22 protein-coding genes are annotated in these 25,108 nt (G+C 37.7%); 6 read left to right on the forward strand and 16 right to left on the reverse strand.

The annotated features are described in order from the left end of the window. Positions 1-89: 89 nt before the first annotated feature. Together ACYQ0E_RS10470 and nudE are read right to left on the reverse strand one after the other, a co-directional pair. Positions 90-995, reverse strand: a complete 906-nt coding sequence (locus tag ACYQ0E_RS10470) for a 3'(2'),5'-bisphosphate nucleotidase CysQ family protein (protein WP_460188172.1) — start codon at positions 993-995, stop codon at positions 90-92. A gap of 35 nt (positions 996-1,030) precedes the next feature. Then, positions 1,031-1,591, reverse strand: a complete 561-nt coding sequence (nudE, locus tag ACYQ0E_RS10475; protein ID WP_460188173.1) for an ADP compounds hydrolase NudE — start codon at positions 1,589-1,591, stop codon at positions 1,031-1,033. 131 nt (positions 1,592-1,722) lie between these two features. On the opposite strand from nudE, the gene yrfG reads away from it, so the two are divergent. Continuing rightward, positions 1,723-2,403 carry a GMP/IMP nucleotidase gene (gene yrfG / locus ACYQ0E_RS10480; protein WP_460188174.1) on the forward strand — a complete coding sequence of 227 codons (681 nt, stop codon included), beginning with the start codon at positions 1,723-1,725 and terminating at the stop codon, positions 2,401-2,403. An 87-nt stretch (positions 2,404-2,490) separates the two neighbouring features. Here yrfG and ACYQ0E_RS10485 read toward each other — a convergent pair whose 3' ends face one another. The 8 genes from ACYQ0E_RS10485 to nrdB all read right to left on the reverse strand — a co-directional run bounded on the left by ACYQ0E_RS10485 (position 2,491) and on the right by nrdB (position 12,446). Further along, entirely contained in the window at positions 2,491-3,255 is a 765-nt protein-coding gene (locus ACYQ0E_RS10485) for an ABC transporter ATP-binding protein (RefSeq protein WP_460188175.1), read from the reverse strand. After that, positions 3,236-3,733 (reverse strand): globin domain-containing protein, encoded by a 498-nt coding sequence (locus tag ACYQ0E_RS10490; RefSeq protein ID WP_460188176.1) that lies wholly within the window; start codon positions 3,731-3,733, stop codon positions 3,236-3,238. The genes ACYQ0E_RS10485 and ACYQ0E_RS10490 overlap by 20 nt, the downstream gene beginning before the upstream one ends. A 31-nt stretch (positions 3,734-3,764) precedes the next feature. After that, positions 3,765-4,811 (reverse strand): FecCD family ABC transporter permease, encoded by a 1,047-nt coding sequence (locus ACYQ0E_RS10495; protein ID WP_460188177.1) that lies wholly within the window; start codon positions 4,809-4,811, stop codon positions 3,765-3,767. Further along, entirely contained in the window at positions 4,808-5,842 is a 1,035-nt protein-coding gene (locus tag ACYQ0E_RS10500; RefSeq protein ID WP_460188178.1) for an LLM class flavin-dependent oxidoreductase, read from the reverse strand. Before ACYQ0E_RS10500 ends, ACYQ0E_RS10495 begins: the two co-directional genes overlap by 4 nt. Then, positions 5,829-6,905, reverse strand: coding sequence for an ABC transporter substrate-binding protein (locus ACYQ0E_RS10505; protein WP_460188179.1), 1,077 nt, complete (start codon positions 6,903-6,905; stop codon positions 5,829-5,831). The genes ACYQ0E_RS10500 and ACYQ0E_RS10505 overlap by 14 nt, the downstream gene beginning before the upstream one ends. A 43-nt stretch (positions 6,906-6,948) precedes the next feature. Further along, a complete protein-coding gene (locus ACYQ0E_RS10510; RefSeq protein ID WP_460188180.1) occupies positions 6,949-8,877 on the reverse strand; it encodes a TonB-dependent receptor plug domain-containing protein in 1,929 nt (642 codons plus the stop codon). An 86-nt stretch (positions 8,878-8,963) separates the two neighbouring features. Further along, complete coding sequence (locus ACYQ0E_RS10515) at positions 8,964-10,976, reverse strand: TonB-dependent receptor plug domain-containing protein (protein ID WP_460188181.1); 2,013 nt, start codon at positions 10,974-10,976, stop codon at positions 8,964-8,966. A 336-nt stretch (positions 10,977-11,312) separates the two neighbouring features. Then, positions 11,313-12,446, reverse strand: a complete 1,134-nt coding sequence (nrdB, locus tag ACYQ0E_RS10520; RefSeq protein ID WP_460188182.1) for a class Ia ribonucleoside-diphosphate reductase subunit beta — start codon at positions 12,444-12,446, stop codon at positions 11,313-11,315. Between the two features lie 631 nt (positions 12,447-13,077). Here nrdB and ACYQ0E_RS10525 point away from each other — a divergent pair. Then, a complete protein-coding gene (locus tag ACYQ0E_RS10525) occupies positions 13,078-13,539 on the forward strand; it encodes a hypothetical protein (RefSeq protein WP_460188183.1) in 462 nt (153 codons plus the stop codon). 13 nt (positions 13,540-13,552) lie between these two features. On the opposite strand, the gene ACYQ0E_RS10530 is transcribed toward ACYQ0E_RS10525, so the two are convergent. From ACYQ0E_RS10530 to ACYQ0E_RS10540, 3 genes are all read right to left on the reverse strand, one after another. Then, positions 13,553-15,517 carry an ATP-binding cassette domain-containing protein gene (locus ACYQ0E_RS10530; RefSeq protein ID WP_460188184.1) on the reverse strand — a complete coding sequence of 655 codons (1,965 nt, stop codon included), beginning with the start codon at positions 15,515-15,517 and terminating at the stop codon, positions 13,553-13,555. Positions 15,518-15,613: 96 nt separating this feature from the next. Further along, on the reverse strand, positions 15,614-16,348 hold the full coding sequence (locus ACYQ0E_RS10535) for a spermidine synthase (RefSeq protein ID WP_460188185.1): 735 nt from the start codon (positions 16,346-16,348) through the stop codon (positions 15,614-15,616). Further along, positions 16,345-16,974, reverse strand: a complete 630-nt coding sequence (locus ACYQ0E_RS10540; protein WP_460188186.1) for a redoxin domain-containing protein — start codon at positions 16,972-16,974, stop codon at positions 16,345-16,347. Before ACYQ0E_RS10540 ends, ACYQ0E_RS10535 begins: the two co-directional genes overlap by 4 nt. A 112-nt stretch (positions 16,975-17,086) precedes the next feature. Between ACYQ0E_RS10540 and ACYQ0E_RS10545 the strand changes: the two genes are divergently transcribed. Further along, positions 17,087-17,722 carry a thiopurine S-methyltransferase gene (locus ACYQ0E_RS10545; protein WP_460188187.1) on the forward strand — a complete coding sequence of 212 codons (636 nt, stop codon included), beginning with the start codon at positions 17,087-17,089 and terminating at the stop codon, positions 17,720-17,722. 154 nt (positions 17,723-17,876) lie between these two features. On the opposite strand, the gene ACYQ0E_RS10550 is transcribed toward ACYQ0E_RS10545, so the two are convergent. From ACYQ0E_RS10550 to ACYQ0E_RS10560, 3 genes are all read right to left on the reverse strand, one after another. Beyond that, the gene (locus ACYQ0E_RS10550; RefSeq protein WP_460188188.1) at positions 17,877-18,044 is read right to left on the reverse strand and encodes a hypothetical protein; all 168 of its coding nucleotides are present in this window, start codon (positions 18,042-18,044) and stop codon (positions 17,877-17,879) included. A 13-nt stretch (positions 18,045-18,057) separates the two neighbouring features. Further along, positions 18,058-19,392 (reverse strand): ammonium transporter, encoded by a 1,335-nt coding sequence (locus ACYQ0E_RS10555; protein WP_460188189.1) that lies wholly within the window; start codon positions 19,390-19,392, stop codon positions 18,058-18,060. Between the two features lie 383 nt (positions 19,393-19,775). Next, positions 19,776-22,046, reverse strand: a complete 2,271-nt coding sequence (locus ACYQ0E_RS10560; RefSeq protein WP_460188190.1) for a DUF1989 domain-containing protein — start codon at positions 22,044-22,046, stop codon at positions 19,776-19,778. Positions 22,047-22,357: 311 nt separating this feature from the next. On the opposite strand from ACYQ0E_RS10560, the gene ACYQ0E_RS10565 reads away from it, so the two are divergent. The 3 genes from ACYQ0E_RS10565 to ACYQ0E_RS10575 are packed head-to-tail and all read left to right on the forward strand — an operon-like array spanning position 22,358 to position 24,991. Further along, positions 22,358-23,527, forward strand: coding sequence for a sensor histidine kinase (locus tag ACYQ0E_RS10565; RefSeq protein WP_460188191.1), 1,170 nt, complete (start codon positions 22,358-22,360; stop codon positions 23,525-23,527). Next, a complete protein-coding gene (locus ACYQ0E_RS10570; protein WP_460188192.1) occupies positions 23,517-24,209 on the forward strand; it encodes a response regulator in 693 nt (230 codons plus the stop codon). The genes ACYQ0E_RS10565 and ACYQ0E_RS10570 overlap by 11 nt, the downstream gene beginning before the upstream one ends. Before the next feature lie 2 nt (positions 24,210-24,211). Next, a complete protein-coding gene (locus ACYQ0E_RS10575) occupies positions 24,212-24,991 on the forward strand; it encodes a PAS domain-containing protein (RefSeq protein WP_460188193.1) in 780 nt (259 codons plus the stop codon). Positions 24,992-25,108 lie beyond the last annotated feature (117 nt).

A 25,108-nucleotide genomic window follows, 5' to 3' on the forward strand; every position in this document is an offset into this window, starting at 1 on the left:
TTTGTTATTGCGCTTTGTATTAACACTTCGTGACTTCGCGTCTTCGTGGTTAACTTTATAGCTTTAAAGCTTTTTTGATATTGGGTAAGTTACATTACTTCTGGAAAAGCTGGCCAATCGTAGTTTTTATCACTTACGGCAATAAAAAATGGGTTGAGTAGTGATTCAGTTTGTATGTATTCAAGCGGATGGCCTGCTGCATTGATTACGGCACCTCCTGCTACTTCTAGAATACATTGTGCTGCACCAGTATCCCATAATGAGGTTGGCCCAAACCGAGGATAAATATCGGCTTTACCTTCGGCTACTAAGCAGGTTTTGAGTGCCGAACCCATTTTGACTTTTGAGCAATGGCCTAACTGACTGATAAATCGTTGTAATTCACCTCCGTGTCTACGGCTTACTGCAACTTTGTATTCATCATCATCCTGAGGCAAGGCGTTAACCTGTATCTTCTGTGCTTGCCCTACTAAACTTACCCAATCAAATGTTTGTTTAATTTTGCTAGGCATTAAGTCTGTGAGCTTGGCTGCTGTATTCTCTTCTTGATTTGATTCTTGATTATTTATTTGTTCTTTATACGCAAAATACATATCGCCTAATTCTGTACCATAAACAACACCTAATACCGGATGATGATTGTGTACCAGCGCTATATTTACGCTGTATTCACCTGTATTGGCAATAAATTCTTTGGTACCATCTAGCGGATCCACTAACCAGTAGGTTGACCAGGCCTGGCGTTTTTCAAAAGGCACTTGTTCAATACTTTCTTCAGTAATAAGAGGAATGTCTGGTGTTAAATCTCTGAGCGCTAAACAGATTAACTTATCGGCGGCTTTATCGGCGATTGTAACGGGCGAACCGTCTGCTTTACGTTCGATGTCCACGGTGTCATCTTGATGATAATATTCAGAAATAAGTTGGCCAGCGTTATACGCAATTTCGCAAATTTGTGGTAACCATTTTTTAAGCGGTAAAGCCGAATGAGACATGATGTTCCTAGATGGGAATGGAATATGAGTGGCGATTAAATATAACCACGTTCTTTTAGTAATAGCATGAGTGCAGCATAAGCACGACCTTCACTAAAGTCGGGGTGTGCAATCAGTTGATGCCAATCAGAAAGGTGCCATTTTACCACTTCAAGCGGTTCAGGTTCATCTCCTTCTGCATCTTGCTCTGTTAAACCGGTGGCTAACACAATATGGGTAAGGTGAGTCATATACCCTGCGGCTAAACTGACAGAATCTAACAACTTAACGTTGGCAGGTAAATAGCTTATTTCTTCTTGGCTTTCTCTAATACTCGCTTCTTTCCAAGTTTCACCCGGGTCTATTTTACCCTTTGGAAAGCCAAGCTCATAACGCCCAACACCAGCGCCATATTCCCGAATAAGCAAAATATGATCATCATCTAACAACGGTATAATTAGTACCGCACCATCACCACTAGCTAATAAGCGTTCATAGATCACTTGAGTACCGTTAGAAAACTCAATTTCTTGGGTTTGCACTGTAAAAATCCGCGATTGTGCGGCGATGTTTTCAGCTAAAATGGTAGGCGCTTTATTGGAGGGTGTTTTTGACATTTATATTAACCTAAAATTTACCTAGTGTTTTATATGCAAAGTCACAAAGCACTCCATTTTGCTAAAATAGCTTTGAAAACTTTTATAATTCTTATAACGATTCATCATACTCTAAGGGGCAAAAAATTCAAATGCAGCAAACCACTACAAATACCTTAGTTGATTGGTTAAAAATTGAAACCGTACTTTTAGATATGGACGGCACTTTGCTTGATTTGCATTTTGACTGGAACTTTTGGATGGACGTAATTCCAAAGGCTTATGCAGATAAAAATGCCATTACGCTTGAGCAATCTAAGGAATTAATTCATAAAAAAATCCATTCTCAAACAGGTACGCTTAATTGGTACTGTTTAGATTATTGGACAGAAACTTTAGACTTGCCTATTGCTGAATTAAAACGTGAATTGCGACACCAAATTAAGGTGCACCCTGAAGTGATGGATTTTTTAGCTTTTTTAAAACAGCACAATAAAACGGTGGTTATGGTAACCAATGCACATCGTGATAGCTTGGCGATTAAATTAGAAATGACTGAGATTGCGCCCTATTTTGATCATTTAATTTCTGCTCATGACTTTGGTATGCCCAAAGAAGATATAACCATTTGGTCTGAAATACAAAACGTGGTGGCTTACAATCCACGAACAACCTTATTAATTGATGATAATGTACATGCCCTAACGACAGCCAAAGAATACGGCATTAACCATCTACTTTGTGCAACTTTTGTAAGCCCAAAACTGGATACCATAGATCCAAAAGGCTTTTTAAGTTTTGCACGATATTCTGAGATTATGCCATCCAATTAGCATTCATCTTGAATATAAAATCAAAAATCAGTTCATACCATTCTTCTGCAACTTTTATACTTAGTAACCGATGAATTTAAAGAATCGTTAATCATTTAATTGTGTTTTAAATCGATTAATTTCTGTTGTAGAAATATCATATAACTTCGCCATATTTTCAAAGTTTACGACTTGTTTTGGTAAACCATCTAAAATCAACTTGCCTTCTTGCATGGCAATGACTCTATTTGATACCGCTAACGCATGGTCTGGATGATGGGTCGTCATTAAAATACAGCGCTGTTCATTGGCTAAAGTTTGAATTTTATGTAACAGCTTTATTTGATTACCGTAATCTAAACCATTAGTTGGTTCATCTAAAAAAATATAGGGCGTTTCTTGCGCCAACGCGCGTGCAATTAACACTAGCTGTCGTTGTCCACCCGATAATTCAGTATATGAACATTGACTTAAATGACCAATATTTAACATATCTAAAGCATCCTGAGCTTTTTGGCGTTGCTGTTTAGTGCTTCGCGACCATTCTGAGCTCCCTGCCATCACACCCATTAAGACCATATCAATTACAGAGTAACCAAAGGCAAGCTTGTGATATTGCGGCACATAGCTAACAAACTTAGCCTGTTCTTTTGCTTTCATATTATGCGCGGCTTGACCACGCCATAAAATGCGACCGCCCTCTTTTGGATGCAACCCTAATAAGGTTCTTAATAATGTTGTTTTGCCGCAACCATTTGGCCCTAGTAGACTAACAACTTCACCTGATTTCAAACTTAAATCTAAGTGTTTAAAAACAATAGCGTTGCCTTGCTTTGCCGTTAAATTTACCCCTTCAATCATAATCTTTTTCACTCTTAAATAATGACTCTCTAGTCAACTCTTCAACAGGCACTCTTGGCACCAAAAACCGCATAGACAAAGGTTCAACCCAATCCCATATTGGTTGCGCGAATTGAGCTGGCACTGAAAATTGGTATAAGGCTTTTCTTAAACATTCTAGCCACACTTTTCGATGATATGGTGTTAATAAAAATACTTTATGTCTTCGTCCTAATCTGGCCTCTCCTCGAAGAGGGGTAAAGAGTTTTGGCCCGCCGAGCATCTCTATAAAATAATATACGGTATATTCAACCATGCGTTTAAAATGCGCTAAATCATCACCATACAAGGCATGAATATCACTTTTCCATAAAAGCTGATGCTGATAGCGTATGACATTGGTAATGGTTTGTTCACCCAAATTTTCATATAGACTTGGATCAGGAAACGGCGCATCAGGAAACCCACTACGATGCAATGCCACATTGGTTTGTGCAAATGGACAACTCATAAATTTCTCCTTATTTCTTTTTATTGATTTACTAATGCTGCCAAACATTTCTGGCGTTTTTAAGCGCCCAAGCAAACACAGGCAAACCAATTAAAGCCGTTAAAATACCAAGAGGAATTTCAATACTAATCATCCATCGAGCTAGGTTATCAACAAGCAAGAGATATATACCGCCTAATAGTGCTGATGCGGGCAGTAATAAGCGATTGTCTGCCCCTAATAAAAGGCGTGCAAGATGAGGAATAACGAGCCCAACCCAACCAATCATGCCTCCTAACGTGACCGTTATAGCACTTAAAAAAGAAGCTAAAACAATGACTAAAAGTCGTTTTCTATTAACTGAAATACCCAGCGTTTTCGCTTCATCATCTCCCAAACTAAGTACATTTAAAACGTACCCTTGAAGCGATAACCAAACAATACCAATCACAACAAAAGGCAACACGGTATACAGCACGTCTGTTTGGATATTTGCCAATGAACCCATTAACCAATAGGTAATGGTAGGCAACTTACTATACGGATCCGCCACGTACTTAATAATGGATAAAAATGCGGTAAATAATGCACCTGTAATCATGCCACCCAGTACCAAAATAATCATGTTATTACGCAACTCTCCTTTAGCGAGCAACAAAGCTATTGCTACGGCGGATAAACCAAAAATAAAGGTGAGTATTTGCATAATCAAAAGGCTATCAAAAAGTAAAATTCCTAAAGAGGCGCCAAATGCACTTCCCGATAACACGCCGAGAATACCGGGTGATACAAGAGGGTTCATAAACAAGGCTTGAAAGGCTGCACCACTTATTGCCAAAGCGGCTCCAATTGAAATTGCTGCAATCACTCTTGGTAAACGCACGTCAAAAAGTAAACTTACAATAATGGGATCTGGCTCACCTGTTGAAAGACCTAGGTATTGTAAAAATACATGCATACTTTCCATAGGAGCAAAATCATAACGACCTAACGTAATAGAAAACATCACTAATAGAATTAAAACAAAGGCTAAAAAACCCAAAACACTAAAATGATTAAGCGGTTGATCTAACATTCTTTTATGTTTGAAGAGCTTCATTTCATACTATCTTCTGACATTTTCACGTGATTAACTGCTGGCCAAACTTCGGTATAAAAACGTTCTAATTGATGTAAGCGGCATTCATGATTTTCTGTCAACGGATTTAACCCTAATCGTGCCACACCTAAATTCAATAAAGATTTTGTTTGTGCAATCACTTCATCAACAGTGCCGCATAAAACTCGATTTAATAATTGATCGTCGGTCAGTTTATGCATTGGCCCTTTGTGCTTACCCCACAATTGCGACTTTTGAGTTCTAAAATGATGGATATGCGCCAACGCTCTATTTTTGGCTGTAGTTGAATCATCATCAATAAATACACCACGAGCCACCATCATATTTGGGCGGTAATTATGTGGATGACATTCTTCATAACCCTCAATATTTGAAGTTATTTTAGAAATTGGCCAAAATTGAGCAGCCATTAATCCCATATTATTTTGAGCGGCTAATTCGAGCGTTGAAGGATGAGATGTTGCTAAAAAAAACTGCTCATTGCTGAACGTCGACATGGGCTGTAGGCTTACATTTTTCCAATCGTAAAATTCACCTTTATGATTATGTTGTGGCTGTTTAAGCAAACCTAGCAAAGCAGGTACCGCTTCTTGTAATCTTGCACGAGAGGAATCCGCATTGATTTTAAAGGTCGCATTTTGAGATTCAAAAGGGCCGCCTTTAGCAAAACCACATAAAATTCTATTAGGGTGCAATGTATTTAAAACAGCCAACTGTTCTGCAACCTCTATTGGGTTGTGAAACCCTAATAATACGGCGGCAGTCCCTAATTTAAGGTTTTGGGTATGCGTCAAAAAATGTCCCATCATAAGTAATGGCGAAGGCGTTAAACTGTACGGAGTAAAATGATGCTCTGTTATCCAAGCCTCATCAAAACCTAAGGCATCGATTGTTTGTACTAATTCGGTAAACTCGTCATACGTCTGTCCGGGTAACTGATCACCTTGCGGGGTAATATGTAACATCACACCGACTTGTGGCCTATTATTTAAGGCATTAGTGGCGTTCATCAACAATATCTCCATCTAGTATGGCTTGAACCTTTTCTGGTGATATCTCAACCTGAAAATAATCTTGTATAAAGGTTTGGGTTTCTACAGCCATGTCATAAAATTCTTGTTGAGGATAAAGCTTTTGCATAAGCCATTCTGCCGCAAGTATGCGCATAAAGCTCGGCGGTCTATCCATCCATCTAAACGGTACTTGAGGCATTAAATATACCTGTTTGTTTTTAACCGCTTTTAAACCAGACCATTTTGGATTTTGATAAATTTGTCTATAAAAAACCGCTTCTTGAGTAACAATGGCATCGGGGTTATATTTTAGTAACTGTTCAAAATTCACATCTACCTGACCAAAGCGACTTTGCTTTGCTGACTCATTGAAACAAATATGTGGATTAACACCTCCGGCAAGTGGAATCACTTGAGAATGAATTGAGCCACGACATTCTGTTGCCAAACCGCTATTAGATTCGGCGTAATAGACGGTTTTAGTTAATCCTAAATCGGTTAATTTTTGACGGTTTTTAGCGAGCTTTTTTAAGCGATTTTCAAAATCTGTGGCTAACATTTCAGCACGCTTACCACGATTTAACCAAACGCCTAAACGACGAATATCTTGTGGATAATCATCTAACGTCTCTAATTTTAATGAACATACTGGCACGCCAAGCTTACTTAATACCGCTTGTTGATCTGTTTTAACATTGACGCCAGACATCAGCATAAAATCAGGTTTACTGCGAATTAAAACCTCTAAATTTGGGGTTCTACCTTGACCAAACCATCCACCAATAACCGGTTTATTAAAACTCTCATCCGCAAACACTCCTTTAGCTTGTTTTGGTGGAGGAAAGTTCCAACCCACAAGTTTTTCTGGTGCTAAAGCCATTAAGAGATAAGTCACTAAAGGGTTTGCCGTATAAACACGATTTGGCTCACTTGTAATTGCACATTTATAAGCTTGTTGTGTTTGTTCAATGGGCTGTGCATAACAACCTACAGACCACAAACTCATTACAAATCCCCAAATTACCAAGCCTGGTAATTTGATTTCCTTAACTTTAACCATAAGATTTTGGTGCCACCCTAGATTCTTTAAATAAACTCTTTTTTTAAAATTCAACACGATAATCCACCCCATATGTAGCGCCTTCACTTGCAAAACCATATACTGTTTCATATTTTTCATCTGTAAAGTTCTTAGCAAATACACTTATATTATGTTTAGCTCCCAAAGCTTTAATACTGTGACCGATACGAGCATCATAAGTAACAAAACCACCTGCAAACCCCATTCCAGCCTTATTCGCCGACACAAACTCATCCATGCTTCGAGCACCAATATCTACACTCCAATCTGCTCCGTGATAATATGCCTGTACACGTACGAGTTCTTTTGGTACGTTTACAACGCCACTTGGCGTGTCACCTGGTTCAACATAACTTAAGCCGACTAAATAACCATATCCATCTTGTGCCCCTTCCAGTTCTATTTCTAAACCTTGATTTTCCCAACTACCAGAACCGTAGACATTGAGTTTTTCTCCTGCATTTTCTGGATCAGGAATTTGACTATTAATATAAGCTGCATCTTCCAATCTTTCGTTAAATCCAGTTAAAGTCGTGCCAAATAACGGGTGCCACACTTTTTTCCAGCCAAGCTCTAAACGTAAACGTTTCTCTTTAGGTAAAGTATTATTATTTATTGTGTAGATACTCATTGGCTGTTGTTCCGTATAAAGTGAACGTAATGTAATTAAACCGCCTGTTTCTAATAAATACGATCCGCCCAACGCGGCCGTTAAAAGAGGGTCTAACTCCACACTTGATATGATTTTCTTCTGATTGCCAACTTGTTCATAACCTTTTTCTATATTGCGTTGATCAGCTCTCATACCAAAATCTAAACTGAATCTGTTGGCTCGATATTCATCTTGTAAGTAGAGTGATTGAATAGTTTCTTTACGTTCATAATTAGGGTAATAAAGCATGCCGGTTGGGTTATGGTAGTGCATCCAGTTATAACCAAATCGCAATGTATTTCCAGCGCTTTTTAATGAATGGTTTAAGTCAAAATTTGAAAAGTGTTCAACAGATTTTTCTTCGCTGTAAGCATTGGGTTTGCTGTAACTATATTTTTGTAGATCAGCATGACTTTCTGTATATGCAAACCTTGCTGCTGTTGTATTCATTTCGTTCCAATGATAACCAGCCTGTGTATTAACCATACGCAAGGTCATTGGGTTATATGACCATTTAGCATCTGAAACCCCCGAATGCAAAGCCCCCCTTTGAAGTTTTTGCTCGCCATCTGCATGAAAAAAGTTTACCTGCCAATCTAACTTGTCTTGGTAACCTTCAATTTTCCACAATCCAGAATCGCTTTCATAACCATTTTCATAACCAGAAGGTCCAACTTTTCGTTTTGTCCCCAGCACTCCACGTGCAGCAATATTTTCTGTTAACTGAACACTTGCTGTGCCGTCAATACCTACTTGACCATAAGTTGCTACCTGTGTATGAATCTCTGTCTTTGGCTGTTTAAATGCACTTAACGTTTTAATAACAATAAACCCCTCTGTTCGCGAACTTGTCATAGGGCCTACAATTGAGGTCAAGGGTCCTAAATTTAATGCACTTGCATCTCTTACTATTTTCATTGAATCAATAGCAGTAATAGGCAAGCGCATTAATACTTTAGAGGCTGCAGGAGCAGGCAAATAGGTACCATCAATAATAATACCCAAGTTAGAGCCCGCTCTTACACTGGCAAAATAAGGTGATTTACGTCCCTGGGTTTGTACAAAAGCACCTGTTGCGTAATCCAACATTTCATAAGCATTATTAACAGGCATCGCCTGAAAATCTTTACGTGTAAATATTTGGGTATTATTTTCAAAACTTTTTGGCTGCGAATACACATCGTATGTTTTCATGCCGGGAATATCGTTTACTTCAATCTTATCTAAGACTTCATCCGCAACAACATTTTGGTTAAAAATTACGATCGTTAATAAAATCGTTAATTTTGTTTTTTTCATCAAAATTTTCCTTAAAAAATCTAATACAGTTTTTCTGTCAACGTAAATAGAGGCCTTTGCACGAGTCAAGCAACGGTTAAAAATGACTAAAATTTTGCATTCAAACTCAGTAACAAACTACGCCCCGGCATTGGATCACCGTCATACACTTGATAATCTTTATCTAAAGCGTTTTTAAGGACCGCATTAGCACTAAACGTTTTATTAATATCGTATGCCGCTCTTAGGTTCCACAATTGATACCCCTCTGTTGGGCGCAACCCATCTGTGGTTGTTTCACGTTCTGATATAGCTTGCCAATCAACCGCTAAATCTAATTGATTTGATGCATACCAATGAAGAGTAACCAAACCTTGATGCTCTGGACTTTGCGTTGGTTTTAGGGTTTTATCCGCTAAATCGCGTTTTACATAAGTGTAATTAAGATCCAATCTTGTATTTCTACTGGTTGGAATCTTAAGCATCATTTCAGCACCATAATGCACCGCGTTACCTACGTTTTGATTTTGATATTTACCCGCATCAGCGCCTGATGTTAAGGTGACTGATTCAATGGCATCGGTAATGTCGCTGTAGAACAGATTCAGTTGATAATCATTTTGACCAAAACGGCCTAAACTACCTATCTCATAATGCAAAGCACTCTCTGCTTGTAAATCCGCATTGGGAATTGCTTGCCCTAAACGATATGAATAAATTTCTTTAATGGATGGGTAACGCGTTTTCTTAGAAATCCCTCCAAACAAAGTTTGGCCGGCGACTTTATGCTGTACCTTTATTTGAAAGTTATCTGCACCTTGGTCTTTTGATGGCTGAGTATTCACATCACCATCATCTGTTTTAGTTACTTTGTATTGGTCTCGTCTATAACCTAAAGTAAGTTGAGTTTCTTTACTCAGCTGTATCGTATCTTCAGCCCCTAAAGAAAATATTTGGTTTTGATAAGTTCTCCAGCTTTCATCTAAAACGGCATTATCTTTATTTAAATCATGCTCTTTATGCTCATCATATTTAACGTGTAAACTAGCTTTTAACAAATGTTTTTCAAATTGATGCCCTAGCTCAATACTCCCGCCCATACCGTGGTCATCGTATTCAGAACGAAAAGCGTAGCCTTTTGTCACACTGCTATAGGTATCATCATCGTAAGACGTGAGTGCATTTTTAAACTCGTCATAATAAGCACGTGTTTTTAAATACGTATTACCCATTTGAGTATGACTTAAAAAATAGAGGCTATTTTTATCCCATTGTGGCCAATCCCAGTAGGCGGGTCTTGCATCCTTCCCGGTTAATTCACCGCCTGCATAAAGTGTTGCTTGTTTTTCACCAGTGATTTGATGATACCCAACAACATATTCATCCGTGTCATTTGGGGTATAGCCCACTTTTAAGTTAACGGTTTGGCTATCATTTGCGGAATTAAAACGATTGCCTTTAGACTGAACAATTGTATTGGTGTATTGATTTACCGCTGGTTCAAAATCATCCGATAAAGGAAAGTCATCATTATTTATTTTTGAAACACCCGCAACCACATAAAAACGATCATTTATACGACTACCAATTTGAACATTTCCAAATTTAGAAAATACGCCATCTTTACCGGTTTCAAACCCAATCGTAGAAGAACCTTGAAAAGCTTTATCAGGCTTACGACTGACTAGGTTAATTGAACCTCCCATATTATTGGGGCCTTGCATTAAAGAACCTAGGCTTTTTTGAACTTCAATTTGGCTCAAATCACTGGTTAAATAACGGCTTAAATCTATGTTGCCGTCATAAGGTAAATAAATTGGAATACCATCTAAATTTAGTGTAATTTGGCGAGAATCAAATCCGCGAATAGAGGCCTGAGATTCAGCACGTCTACCTCCTTCACGGAGAATAACACCTGGAACTCTAGACACTGCTTGCCCTACGTTAGTCGCTCCCCAATCTTTCATTTCTTGAGAATCAACACTGTTTGCTTCAATTTTTTGGGTACTTTCTGCACCAACCGTAATCGTTCCTAAGTCAAATACCTCGGAATCATCCGCCATTACCGTCGTTGCCATAATGCTGTGCAGTGCAGCAATTAAAATTGATTTTTTATTCATAAAGACCTCCTTATACGCAAACAATGTCGTTTTAATTATTTAAAAATAGAACAATTACTCTATATTTACCTTAATACATATCGATATGCGAAAAAAAAACCTGCGTCCACAGGTCTTGATTTATATATCTATATTACTAATACTACATATCGATATAAGACATTAGAGCATACTAATATATTGTCGCGCAAGTGAAAATCACTTAAGGTTTTTAAAATTTAGGGTGCTGAACGTTAAAATAGGCGTTTTAAAACAAATAAAAAAAGACAGTGAACACGGTAATATTCACTGCCTTTCTTTCATTTTTATTTAGATATTTTGTATTAAAAACTAAACTTAGAGCGAGAAATCACTAAAGTCATCCGTTTCTACTTTAGAATCTACTTGTCCAACAAGGTATGAGCTAATTTCTGATTCTTGCGGAGCAACTTGTACATTGTCACTCACTAACCAGTTATTCATCCACGGCAATGGGTTGCTAATATTTTCAAAAATTGGCTCTAAACGTACGGCTTTTAAACGTACATTGGTAATATATTCAACATAGTCTTTTAAAATACTGGCATTTAAACCAATCATAGAACCGTCTTTAAATAGATATTCGGCCCACTCTTTTTCTTGTTCTGCTGCTTCGCGGAAAATATCGTAAGTGGCCTCACGTTGTTCTAATGCTATCACCGCCATTTCTGGATCGTCTTTACCTTCGGCCATCATTTGAATCATGTTTTGAGTACCGGCTAAATGCAGAGCTTCATCACGAGCAATCAACTTAATGACTTTTGCGTTTCCTTCCATTAATGAACGTTCTGCAAACGAAAAACTGCAAGCAAATGACACATAAAAACGAATCGCTTCTAATACATTGACCGAAACTACGGTTAAATAAAGCATGGTTTTAATTTTTTTACGAAACTCATCATCCGTAGCAATATCAATTTCATTAGCATACATATGATTAGTTAAGGCAATTAATTCATCGTAATATTGAGTAACGCTTTCAGCACGTTTTACAATTTCTTTATTGGTCACAATATCATCAAATACTACGGATGGATCTGCCACGATATTACGAATAATGTGCGTGTAAGAACGGCTGTGAATGGTTTCGGAAAACGCCCAAGTTTCTATCCAGGTTTCTAGTTCTGGCAGTGAAACCAAAGGTAATAAAGCCACGTTTGGTGAACGACCTTGTACTGAATCTAATAATGTTTGGTATTTTAAGTTACTAATAAAGATGTGTTTTTCATTTTCTGGTAAATCAGAATACTCATTTCTATCGCTCGATAAATCAATTTCTTCAGGGCGCCAAAAAAAGCTTAATTGTTTTTCTATTAGCTTTTCAAAAAACGGGTATTTTTGCTGGTCATAACGGGCCACATTAACGCTCTGTCCAAAGAACATTGGCTCTTTCATAGCGTCATTATTAAAACGACAAAAAGTAGAATAAGTATGTTTTTCTTTACAGCTCATAGACCGTTTCCTGAATTAGGGGCGACTAAAAATATGGCACTATTTTAGTCTAAAAATAATTGTAAATGCAAATGAATTTCATTCAGCAAACCAAAGTAAAATTGTGAGAACTCATTTTAGACAAGAGACTATTGTACGAGGTTGCACAAATAAAAATAGCTAAAATTCATTCAATCTTTTTATTATAGAACAACTGAAATAAGGAACTTAAATAAAAAAAGTTTATCCATAATTTCATACGATTTGTCACATATACTATTTATTCGCTGAATTTAACCTAAGTGTTTAGTGCGAGTGCGTTATATAAAGCTAGATTTATATAAAACTAAAATAATATTAAGAGACCTTTGCACGAGACCGTGAACACATAAAAACAGCTATAATCCTCTATCTTCAAGCTAAAAACCCACCCAATAACTCGTTATTATGCGTATTTTTTAGCCTAAATCTAAAGAATTCTATCTTGTTTTTCTTGTGCCCCTGTCCCGTGCAAAGGTCTCATTAAGCCAAAATTATATAAACAATTAACTTGGCATAAACGTTTGTATTTAAGATAATAGTAAATCATAAAGATTATGAATCGCATTTTACGAAACAATCTTTACGTTCTTTGACCAAATAAGGGTATTGAGTGACATTTAAAGAAAAACTAATTTGGTTTAAAGGTAAAAAAATCGCCTTATGTGATACAGATGAACAGCATTTTAATGATATGGCGCTGTTTTTAAAACGTTACGACATTGAAGTCATTCGCTTATCTTCTGCAACCATGATGTTAAATGATTTAGAGTCTAGACGTTATTCTACACATCGCATTTATTTTGCCGTTTTTATTTCGGCCAATTTAGCCCTAGAATTAGAGCCCGCCTGGCAAGAGATTTTAAAAATAAATCCCAGTATTGCTAAAACACCATTGGTGTTAACTTTTATACCTGAAGAGCTAGAAACCGTTAAACCATTAATTGATAAAGGCTATTTTCAGTTTTGCTTAACGCATCCAATAGAAGCTAAAAAAACATTACGTGTATTAAACCATTTAAGCCGTTGGCAAGCGTCAAGAGGTGACATTACACCTCCTGTAACACTTCTCTAAAAATTATATGCTATTACTCTTCTGACAACATCATCGCTTCTAAAAGTTCCCAGCGTTCAAAGGCGTGTTCTAACTCGGCTTCTTTATCGCTTAACTCTGCAATAACTGCTTGTACCTTTTCTTCACCTTGTTGATAAAAATCAAGTTGTGCCATGGTTTCGTTTAAGACTTCTAACTCGGCTTCTAAGCTTTCTAATAACGCTGGTAAAGCATCGTATTCACGTTGGTCTTTGTAGCTTAATTTTTTAGGTTTTTTAGCATTTTTATCTGTCGTAGCAGATTGATTGTCAAAACTACCAGGCCTGGTAGATTGTTCGGTTTCAATGGTTTCGGTTGATTTTTTTTGCTCTTTAGTAATCGGTTTATGTAAAGCGGTATACTGTTCTGGACGCTGGCGTAACCAATCGTCATAACCACCTACATATTCATTTACCACACCCGGCGCATCAAACACTAAACTGCTGGTGCAGACATTATTTAAAAATGCACGGTCATGGCTTACGATTAGCACGGTACCTTGATAGTTCATTAATAACTCTTCAAGCAATTCTAGGGTTTCAACATCTAAATCATTGGTGGGTTCATCTAAAATAAGCAGGTTAGAAGGTTTTGAAAATACGCGCGCTAACAATAAACGGTTACGCTCTCCACCCGATAGCGATTTAACTTGCTGTCTAGCTCGCTCTGGCGAGAATAAAAAATCGGCCAAATAACTCATAACATGTTTGCGATGACCATTAATTTCAACATGGTCACTCTCTTCTAACACGCTTTCTACTACCGGTTTATTTTCATCTAATTGCGCGCGGTGTTGGTCAAAATAGGCAATATCAATATTAGTACCCAATTTAACCGAACCTGAATCAGGCTGTAATTTACCTAACAGTAATGCCAATAAGGTTGATTTACCACACCCGTTTTCACCAATAATACCGACTTTATCGCCACGAATAATAAGAGAACTTAAGTTGCTCACAATCGGTTTTTTAGGGAAGTTAAAGGTTAAATCTTCAATTTCAAAAACCTGTTTACCGGAATTACCCGCACGGTTTACTTGTAAATTAGCCGTACCTTGTTGCGAACGACGCGCTTGATGCGTTTCACGCAGTTTTTCTAAAGCACGTACTCGGCCTTCATTACGGGTACGGCGCGCTTTAATCCCTTGACGAATCCACACCTCTTCTTGAGCAAGTTTTTTATCAAAAAGCGCGTTTTGTTTAGCTTCGGCTTCTAGCACTTCCGCTTTGCGTTCCAAATAGGTGTGATAATCACACTGCCAATTACTTAAATTACCGCGATCAAGCTCAATAATACGGGTAGCCAATGCTTGTAAAAAAGCACGGTCATGGGTAATAAAAATAAGCGAACAACGTATATTTTTTAAAAAGCCTTCTAGCCATTGAATTGAGGGAATATCTAAATGGTTCGTTGGCTCATCAAGCAATAATACATCTGGGTTTTGTACCAGGGCTTGTGCTAATAACACACGGCGTTTCATACCACCAGAAAGGGTTGAAAACTCACTGTCTTCTGGCAGGCCTAATTTTGAGATAATGGTATCTACACGCTGTTTAAGTTCCCAACCATTTTGCGATTCTATGGCTTGTTGTGTATGGGTAAACTTGTCTAATACGTCTTCGCTGTAATTTTGTTCAAGTTGCAGGCTGAGTTGATGAAATTCTTCTAATAAATGACCAATATTTCCCATACCGTCAGCTATAACGTGAAACACCGTTCCCGTTGTGTCGTGCGGTACTTCTTGTTGCAGTTTGGCAATTTTTACGCCATCTTGCACAATGCGTGTACCGCCATCGGGTGGAATTAAACCTTCAATCACTTTTAATAGGCTTGATTTACCTTCGCCATTACGGCCAACAATACAAACGCGTTCATTGGGTTCAAGTTGAAAAGAAACCTTATCTAATAAAGGGGCGGCGCCGAAGCTTAAAGAAATTTCGCGTAAAAATAGAAGAGCCATAAATGTATCGTTTTAGTCTTTAGTTTGAGTTTTAATAAACTTTAGTTTTAATAAAATGGGATGCGTTATATTTAGCTGAGTTTATGTTTTATAAGTTCATGTTCTTAAAATCTCAGCAATTAGGTTTTGACTAGATTGAACATTATAGCGATTAAGTGTGTAGTCGGTGTTTTCATTCGCTATGTTTTGCCAAAAATCAATAACTTGTTGCGTCTCTTCGGTAGCTACGGGCTTACCATTACTGTGAGTTTGGTTCCATTGGTACCACAAATTGTAAATTACCAGGCCTGGTAAATTGATATTTTGCAAAATATTATTTTGAAATTGCTTATCACTCAATTCAGATGGTAAACCGTGTGCATCAAAAATATCAACAATAATCACGTCATACGCTTGAGCATTATTGGTTACATTATCAGCCATAAAAGTAATGGCATCTTCACAAACCACATCAATTTCAGGCTCATTGGGTAGCTGAAAATAATGATAAGCACAATCAATGACCGCTTGGCGAAGCTCAACCACTGTTAACTGAATATTAGGTAAGGTATGAAACAAATGATGCGCAATGGAACCGCCCCCCATTCCCAACATAAGCACACGTAAAGTTTGTTGCTGGTTTTTAACTTGTCGTTGCTGGGCAAAATTTAGAATACGCTCTACTATTTTTTCTTGGTATTCAAAATTTAACGTCATAGGCGCATTTAAATACATGCAACTTTGTTCAATAGGTGAATCAAAATATAGCTTACGAGTCGTACGGTTTTGCACCACTTCTATCAGCCCAAACTCATCTCTTATACTATGAATGGTTAAGCCATCGTATTTCAATGAGCGGCTCCATTGTCTTTGTTTGTATTTTGCGCATTTTGCATTTTGTCAGGCCTGGTCAAGCCTGCCCACCAAAGACGTAAACGCAAACCCCATGCGGTGGTAAATCCCACTTCTACAAAAGCAACATTACCTTGTGGGTCAATAACAAAATCTGCTGGTACGGCTTTAGCCCCCCAGACTTTAAGCCACTGGCCTTCTAAGTCATTCACTATAAAATTAGGATTCATTTGGTTTTCTTTTGCATAAGCTAAAAGCTGTTCATTGTCTGCGGACTGAGTCGCAATATTAATTACCGTGTAGTCTTTGGCAATTTCTTCAACCCCGCTTCGGCTTAATTTACAAATTGGGCACCAGGTTGCCCAAATATGCACTAAAACAGGCTTACCTTGTTGATTAATTTTTTGTAAATCTAGTGTTTTACCTGTAATGGAGGTCACTTGCATTTGCGGTGCTTGGCCATGCACCACATTACCTTGCATATAAGGCCTAACCGCAACAAACACACCCAAAAATGCCAGCGCCCAAAGTACATTTTTAAACCAACTTTTTTGCCATAGTTTTAATTGCACGGTCTCGGCATTAGGGTTATTTTCTTGTTGATTATGTGGAGTTTCTTTCGTCATAATGTCTTCGCTTTTTAGTCACGCTACGTTCAACCACCGTAATGCATAATGGGTGTGCTATGTTAATATATTCGCCCTATTATAGTGGCTAAGATTACAAAGGACGCATTAAATGGAAGCAAATTTTTGGCACAAAATGTGGAACAGTGGTGTGGTTGGATTTCATCAACCCGATGTGAATCATTATTTAAAAACTCATTGGTCAAAACTGTCACTCCAAGGCAAAGAAAATGTATTGGTGCCATTATGTGGTAAATCATTGGATATGATTTGGTTAGCACAACAAGGCCATTCTGTTTTAGGCATAGAGCTGAGTCCAAAAGCATTAGATGAATTTTTAGCCGAAAACAATCTTAGCGCCGAAACCATTGAGCAAGGTAATCATTGTGGTTATAAACTACCAGATATGACGTTATTATGCGGTGACTTTTTTCATTTAACTAAAGAGCAGTGTAGCGATATTCATGTGGTATACGATAGAGCCGCATTAGTGGCATTGCCGCCTGAAATGCGTAAACAATATGTTAAACATTTAGCTGAAATTTTACCCAAAAATAGCCAATATTTATTAATCACCATGGAATACGATCAAACAAGCATGAATGGACCTCCATTTTCTGTAACAGAAACGGAAGTAATTGAGCTGTTTTCAACTTTTGCAAAGGTAACAAAAATAGAAGAGCAAGCTTTTAAACGTAAAGGAATGAGTGCGTTAGAGAAAGTTTTTATGATTGAATGTAATAATTAGCCTACATATCAATATAAAAAGCCAGTGAGCTTGGCTCACTGGCTGATAGGTTATATCATTAAAAATGATATGCTTTTATTTGAGAGCTTTTTACGAATCATGGATAAAAAATAAAAAAGCATTTTTTACTCATTTAAGACTCATATAAAAACCTCTACTTATAGTCAATATAGGTTTTGCTTTCATGATAAAAGTTATAAACAATCACTCCTACTGTAACCAAAACCGCTAACCCTAAAATAATCCCCATTGCTAATGGACTATCTGCAAAAGTAAAGTAGGCCGTTGCCCCTTCCCAAGTTGTAATAGGACTTGCATTCATAGTATTTCTCCTTTTATGCTGTTTTTAAACCTGAATCGTTACCATTTTGAGCAGGTACAGATTCTGGGTAAGCTTGTAACGGAACTTCAACCAAATCAAGACCGGCTTCTTCTGCTTTAGGCGGTACACGTAATACACCAAATTTAGCAAAGGCGTATGACACTGCATACCCTGGTATAAAGCCTAACAAAGCCATAACACCGGCACTTTGTAACTGACCCATAAATGAAATATTAGGCGCACCTTCAATCACATTTGGGAACCCGCTAAATACGCCAAGACCAATCAAACCAACAAGACCACCTACACCATGTACACCAAAGGCGCCAACTGGATCATCTATTTTAAAGTACTTAGAAATAAAACGATCTGCTAATGGTGCGGCAACACCCCCTACTGTACCTAAAAGGAATGCAAGTGGTGGGTAGTAAACATCAAGACCTGGTGCCGCAGAAACAATACCTGCAAGACCACCAGACATCATCCAGAAAGGTTGACGAGTGATGATGAACGAACCAATAATACCACCAGCAAAAGCCATTAAGGTGTTAAAGCTGATTGCTGACAAGGTAACTTCATTACCAAAAATAGACGTCCACTGCCCGCCAGGATTATAAATAATACAACCGCCAAGGAAGCCGAAGAAACCAACGATAATCAACATCAAGCCAATAATACTCATAGGTACACTATGGCCAACAATAGGGTTAATAACACCATTTGGACCAAAACGACCAATACGAGCGCCTAAGTTTAAAACAACCCCTAAAGCGAAGAAACCTGCAATCATATGAACAGCGCCTGCTGCACCAAAGTCATGAAAGCCCCACTCTACGGTTAACCAACCGGTTGGATGCCAACCCCAAGACGCACCAATTACCCATACAACTGAACCAAGAAGCACAGCTAAAATGAGAAAGGCACTAATACGAATTCGCTCAATCACGGCACCAGAAAAAATCGATGCTGTCGTTGCTGCGAAGAGAACAAAGGCTCCCCAAAAAATTCCCGATGCATTATCGGTTAAGTTTGGCCCCATATTCATTGACCAAGGTAGACCTGCTGCCCCAGCTTCAAAATCAGGCGTAAACCCGTTATACATACTTAAATAAATCCACCATCCAAAAAAGAAGAAAGTCGGAATAATAAACGCAAATGCCAAAATATTTTTAACACCAGATGCCAACGCATTCTTTAGACGTGATGCGCCAATTTCATACGCTAGAAATCCAGCATGAATAATGACCATTAACCCAGTACAGATCCAATAAAATATTTCCATATTCACTGTATTGGTCATTTCAATCATGGCCTGTAAACTGGCCAATGTAGGTGCTGCCTGCTCCATAATGAAAACCTCTTAAAGTTGATTACCCTTCCTTGTCACTCAACAAAATTCATTTCCAATTTTCATTGAATATCAATTTTTTTGAACCACAATTCAAAAGGGATTAATTAGGTAAGTTGGAGCCCTGTAAAGCTAAACCAATCTCCAACCATACCCGATAAAAACACTCTTTTTAGAGTGCCAAAACTACGCTTCTAATCACTTTAAGTCTCCGATGACTACTAAATTGAAAATCAAAAGCATATGACAATATCAATGAATTTCACATTGAAAATAAGTCATGCCACCGCCATTGGTCAAACAAACATCACTTAAATTTTGTATGTACAACAAGTTACAAATGTTGCACGCCTTGAATCTTTTAAAAGATTCAATTAAATCTATTAACTTCTTACTTTAGTACGCTCTGGATCATAAAACGGTAATGCTACGACCTTTGCTAAAATTCGTTTTTGCAGCCCATCAAGCTGCCCCACTTCAAGTGTCTTATTCACCACTGCATAATCGGGTGCCAAACGGCACAAAGCGATCTGTTTTTTCAACACCGGAGAAAAGGTAGAACTTGTAATAATTCCAACTGGAAAACGGCCATCATAAATTTTATCTCCATGATGAACAGGTTCGTTAGTTTCGGTTACTAAGCCCATTAATTTATGGCGACTTTCCGGTGCTTGTCTTTCAATCGCTTTACGCCCAACAAAATTTTCTTCATTGGTTTTTAATGGAGTAGTAAATCCAATTCCAGCTTCAAACGGATTGGTTTCAGGGCAAAATTCATGTTCGGCAAAAATTAACCCAGCCTCAATTCGTAATTTATCCAAAGCATCAAAACCGAGTGGTGCGATTCCATAGGCCTGGCCTTTTTCCCAAATAACATCCCAGAGCCTCTCTGCATCATCAGGATGACACCAAACCTCATAACCTAACTCTCCGGTATATCCGGTTCTAGATACCATGACAGGAATACCTTTAGCATCGCCAATTCGTCCTAATGTAAAGTGAAACCAAGCAAGACTTTCTACTGAAGTATGCTGTTCTGAAGTCCAAATAATGTCTTTAAGCAATTCACGACTATAAGGGCCTTGCACAGCGACATTGTGAAGTTGATCTGTTGACTCCATAACCTTAACGTTATGCCCTGTTTTTGCCGCTAATTCTCTCAACCATATTCCAGTATAGGGATCTCCACAAACCCATCGAAATGCTTGATCATTCATCTTAAAGAGCGTTCCATCGTCTATCATCCCGCCTGTTTCATTACAAATCGCTGAGTAGACAATCTCTCCAACAGACACTCGTCTCACATTACGCGTAATCGCATATTGCATAAAGACTTCCGCATCAGGGCCAATTACTTCAAATTTACGCAATGGCGTTAAATCAATCATTGCTACTTTTTCACGACAGGCCAAATACTCTGCATTGGTTCCCCACCCTTCGTATTCGCTAGCAACCCAATAACCACGATATTCAGTAAAATGCTTTGTGAGTTTCGCCGTTCTACTGTGAAACCCTGTTTCTTTAGTCATCCTTGATAACTCCTCTGGTATATTTCTATAGGCTATTGAACGTGGAAAACTTTCATCCTTTCCATAAATTCGCACATGAATATCGGTTGGATTCCAACCGTTTGCTGGATCAATGTCGTCTGGACAAGCAGACGAACCACACAATAAATCTCTGTTTGCTCGCATTAATACATAATCACCTGGTCGAGACCAAGGCTCGGCAAAACCGATCGTGCCGCAAGGCTTGGCATAAGTATTAAAGAAAAAATTAATTGCAGGCCACCCGCTCCGTGCTTGAATACCGTAAGTTTTTAAAGCCTTATTAAAGTTATCTGTACAATTCAGATGCCCAAAATACCCCTGATCTTCATAAAATTTAGGACTACAAGCAAATAAAAAACTATCGTGGCGCCCCACAGTATCTTGAACAACCTCGAGCATTGTTTGCTGTTCTGCGTCTAAAAACTTAGAAAACATACCCGGTTGAGGTAACGACATCCCCATAACCGTTCTTGTTGCTGTGCCATCGATTAAAAGCTCTTTTCCTTGATCCAAAGCATTTTTATCAAAGGCAATAAAATCAGAACTTTGTTTGCCCTGTACATCAATAATCTGAATCCACTGCCCTGCTTTTACTTCATAAGTATGTGCACTACTATGTGGGATTCGGATTTCTTGAATAGGCTTTGCCAAAAGTGCTGGCACTTCGCCAATCGTTTCTGAATGGTGAGTTATTTTCAATTCTGTTGTTGGGTTATGTTTATCTACCATCATTTTTTGCCCTGCAGAGACAAAAACCACTTTCAATTCATTTTCAAATACTATGTCTGGTAAATTTTCAGCAGAGAAACAATATGCTTCTTGTAAATCTTCATTTGTAATTTGCCAATGATTAAAGTCATCTTGTAACTTTTCAGAAGCTCTACCCGTTTCTTTCAGTAAATTAATACTTTCTTTTGCAACGCCTTTAAATGTATCTAGCGACTCTGATAGCTCAAACGATTCATTAGAAATAATTACAACCTCACACCCTTGACAGCCATCTATTGAATCAACTAAAACTCTGTCTCCTGGTTGTATAGAAAGACATATCGCTTCTTGCCCTAGGACACGATATTCCTTTACATATATTTGATGGTCACTCATGATTTGGAATCTCTTTATACAAGTATTATTTTGGTGCAAAATTTATATTTTGCACTGTATCAATGCATACTTAAATATATTTAATTTCACTCTTTCTTTACAGAAGTCAGAAGTAAAATTCTTTTTTATTATTCTTTAAAGTAAACAAAAGTTACTGATATGATTCATTATTCATCCATTTAGTACAATACTCCATTAGCAGTATCTCTAACGCAGTAGTCACCTAATACTCCCAAGTGGCATATTTGATGCTTTATCTGCTTATTAAGGTAACTAATAAAGCAATAACTGACTCAAAAGGGTATTTAAAAATGGTAAATTTAGGAGAGCTACTATCGTTTAATTTTTGGTCATTGCTATCAAGAACATCACACCATCATCAAGACTTAAAACCAATTGATTACTCTGATATTGCTTTTCAAATTGCAACAACCGAACACTTAGATAAATTACTTCCTTCAATTCTCTCTAGAAATGCTCTTCAATCAAACTGTACAAACCAACTAAAACATTACGATAGTTTGTTTGTATTAACACCTGTTCCAAGCAAGAAGTATCAAGTCCATTCATCAAGCAATACAACTCCTAACCCATTAATATTAAATTACTTTGAATCTTTACAAGTTGCAGAGCAAGAAATGATTCAATCTCAAAGAAATGAGCAGGTTGGCGCTTATCATTTTAGTTTTTTTCCGCTTCAAAACAGTGAAAGTGGTTTAGTTGCTTATTTGGTTGTTGTTTTTAAAGGCGAACTACCTCTTAACAATGAAACGGCAAACTTGTTACGTCCTTTTAGAAACGCATTGCAAAAGGGGTTACTTTCTCATAATAAAAAACTTGAAATGATTGCCAACGCAGTAAAGGAAGAACGCCAAGCACAGGCCTCTGATTTACATGATTCCATAGCTCAAATACTCAGCTACCTTAGATTACGATCCGCGACATTAAAAGGTCTTTGCAATGAATCAGAACCCAATATACAAAAGTTAGCCAAAGACATTGAAGTACAAGTCTGTTTTGCACATAGATTAACGCGTGAATTAATTTCATCTTCACGTTTAACCTATCAAGAATCTAACTTATCTCAGGCTTTTGAAAATGCCTTAGAAGAATTTAAACAACATTCGAGCATCGTATTTGAGATGGATAATCGATGCAAAGATACGCTTGAAGAAATCACTCATCCGACTGAAACCTTATTTATCGTCAGAGAAGCTTTATGCAATCTTGTACGCCACTCTCATGCCACACATGCAAGGGTCGTCATAACCCAAAATCAAGAAAAGCAATTGACAATATTAATTGAAGACAATGGAACAGGCATACAAACCCATGCTAAACGGAATGATAGTTTTGGCTTAAGAATTATGGAAGAGCGAGCTCGTAAAATGAGAGCTCAGCTTAATATATCTAATCGTCAAGAAGGCGGTACACGAGTGCAATTAGAAATAATGAGAGAACACCCTAAAAATGTGCAATAAAAAGGTATCAAAAGCCATTGTAGTAGATGACCACCCTCTTTTTCGTCGTGGCGTAGTTGAACTTTTGAATGAAAGCACTGATTTTGAAGTGATTAAATCATTTGGATCTGCTGTAGATTTTATCAACTGCACACCACTCATTCATCCGGATTTACTTCTACTTGATCTGCAAATGCCTGATATGAGCGGCATTGAAGCATTAAAACAACTTCGTAATGAACTAGTGTCAACTAAAATTGTCATGCTTACCGTTTCTACAGATACGCAGAGCTTAATGGACGCTATTAGTATAGGGGCTGATGGTTATCTATTAAAAGATACTGATCCTGAACAAATATTAAGACAGTTAAATTCCGTTATTGAAGGGAAAATTGCCATAACTGAATCTGGTGTTACCTTGCTTGCACAAGGCATTCGTTCTCAAGGAGCAGCGCCTCAAGTTTTACCTGAACCCGTTTTTCAAGAAGATTTACTTAATGATATGACGGAACGTGAAAAACAGACTTTAGAGCTTATTTCACAAGGATTAAGCAATAAACTTATTGGTCGTCAACTTGGTATCAGTGACGGTACTGTTAAGGTATATGTTAAAAATTTATTGCGCAAATTGGGTTTACACTCAAGACTAGAGCTTGCTGCATGGAATCACAAACATAAAGCCTTTCAATCAGGTAATGATTAGCTATGAAATGGCTATTATCACTTTCTAACATCATAAAACGGTACACACCACTCGCTCTAAATACCGTCATTGACAGTTTAGGTGATGCCGTTATTGTTATTGAAAAAAATAATAAACTCAAATATACCAATGCATACTGGTCAAAATTAACTGGTCACGCTACACATAATTGTTATAAAAAACCTTTCGCACAGTTTATTCATCCCGAAGACAGAGTTAATTGGCAGATTGCATTTCAAAAATTTCACCAATCTTCAGAACCTCAATTACTGTGGTTACGGATGATTGATGTCAACGATGTCGTTCGTTGGTGTGAAATTCGAGTACAGCCTATTTTTGAAAACCACCCATTTCCACTCAGTGCTACTTTGTGTGACATTACGCCTCAAATTCGTTCAGACCAAATTAAAGAAGCGCGTTACCGTAGTTTAAAAAGCCTAGTCAATCGAATTCCAGCAATGATTTACCGCTCCCGCAACAACATACACTGGAGCATGGAATATGTGAGCAATGGCTGTTTACCTTTAACGGGATATGAACCAGATAAAATGATTAACAACTCTGAGCTTTCTTATGGTTCTTTAATTCATTCTGATGACCGTGAATCGGTATGGTGCGATGTTCAAAAAGCCATTCAAGACAATCAATCCTTTGAAATATCTTATCGATTACTTCACGCTAGCGGAAAAACATTAAAAGTATATGAAAAAGGTTGCGCAATATATTCCGAAACAGGCTCTATCCTTGGCGTTGAAGGAGTTATTTTTACTGTTAATCACTAGGTTTTTCTTAACAACTACCCCTTGATACAAATAGAGGTACCCTTTTAGTCTTACCATTTCTTGGGAATACCTTTTTACCTTGATATCTTTTAACTTATCTCCTAACGAGCAATAAGA

It is taken from the genome of Thiomicrorhabdus hydrogeniphila, assembly GCF_054656895.1.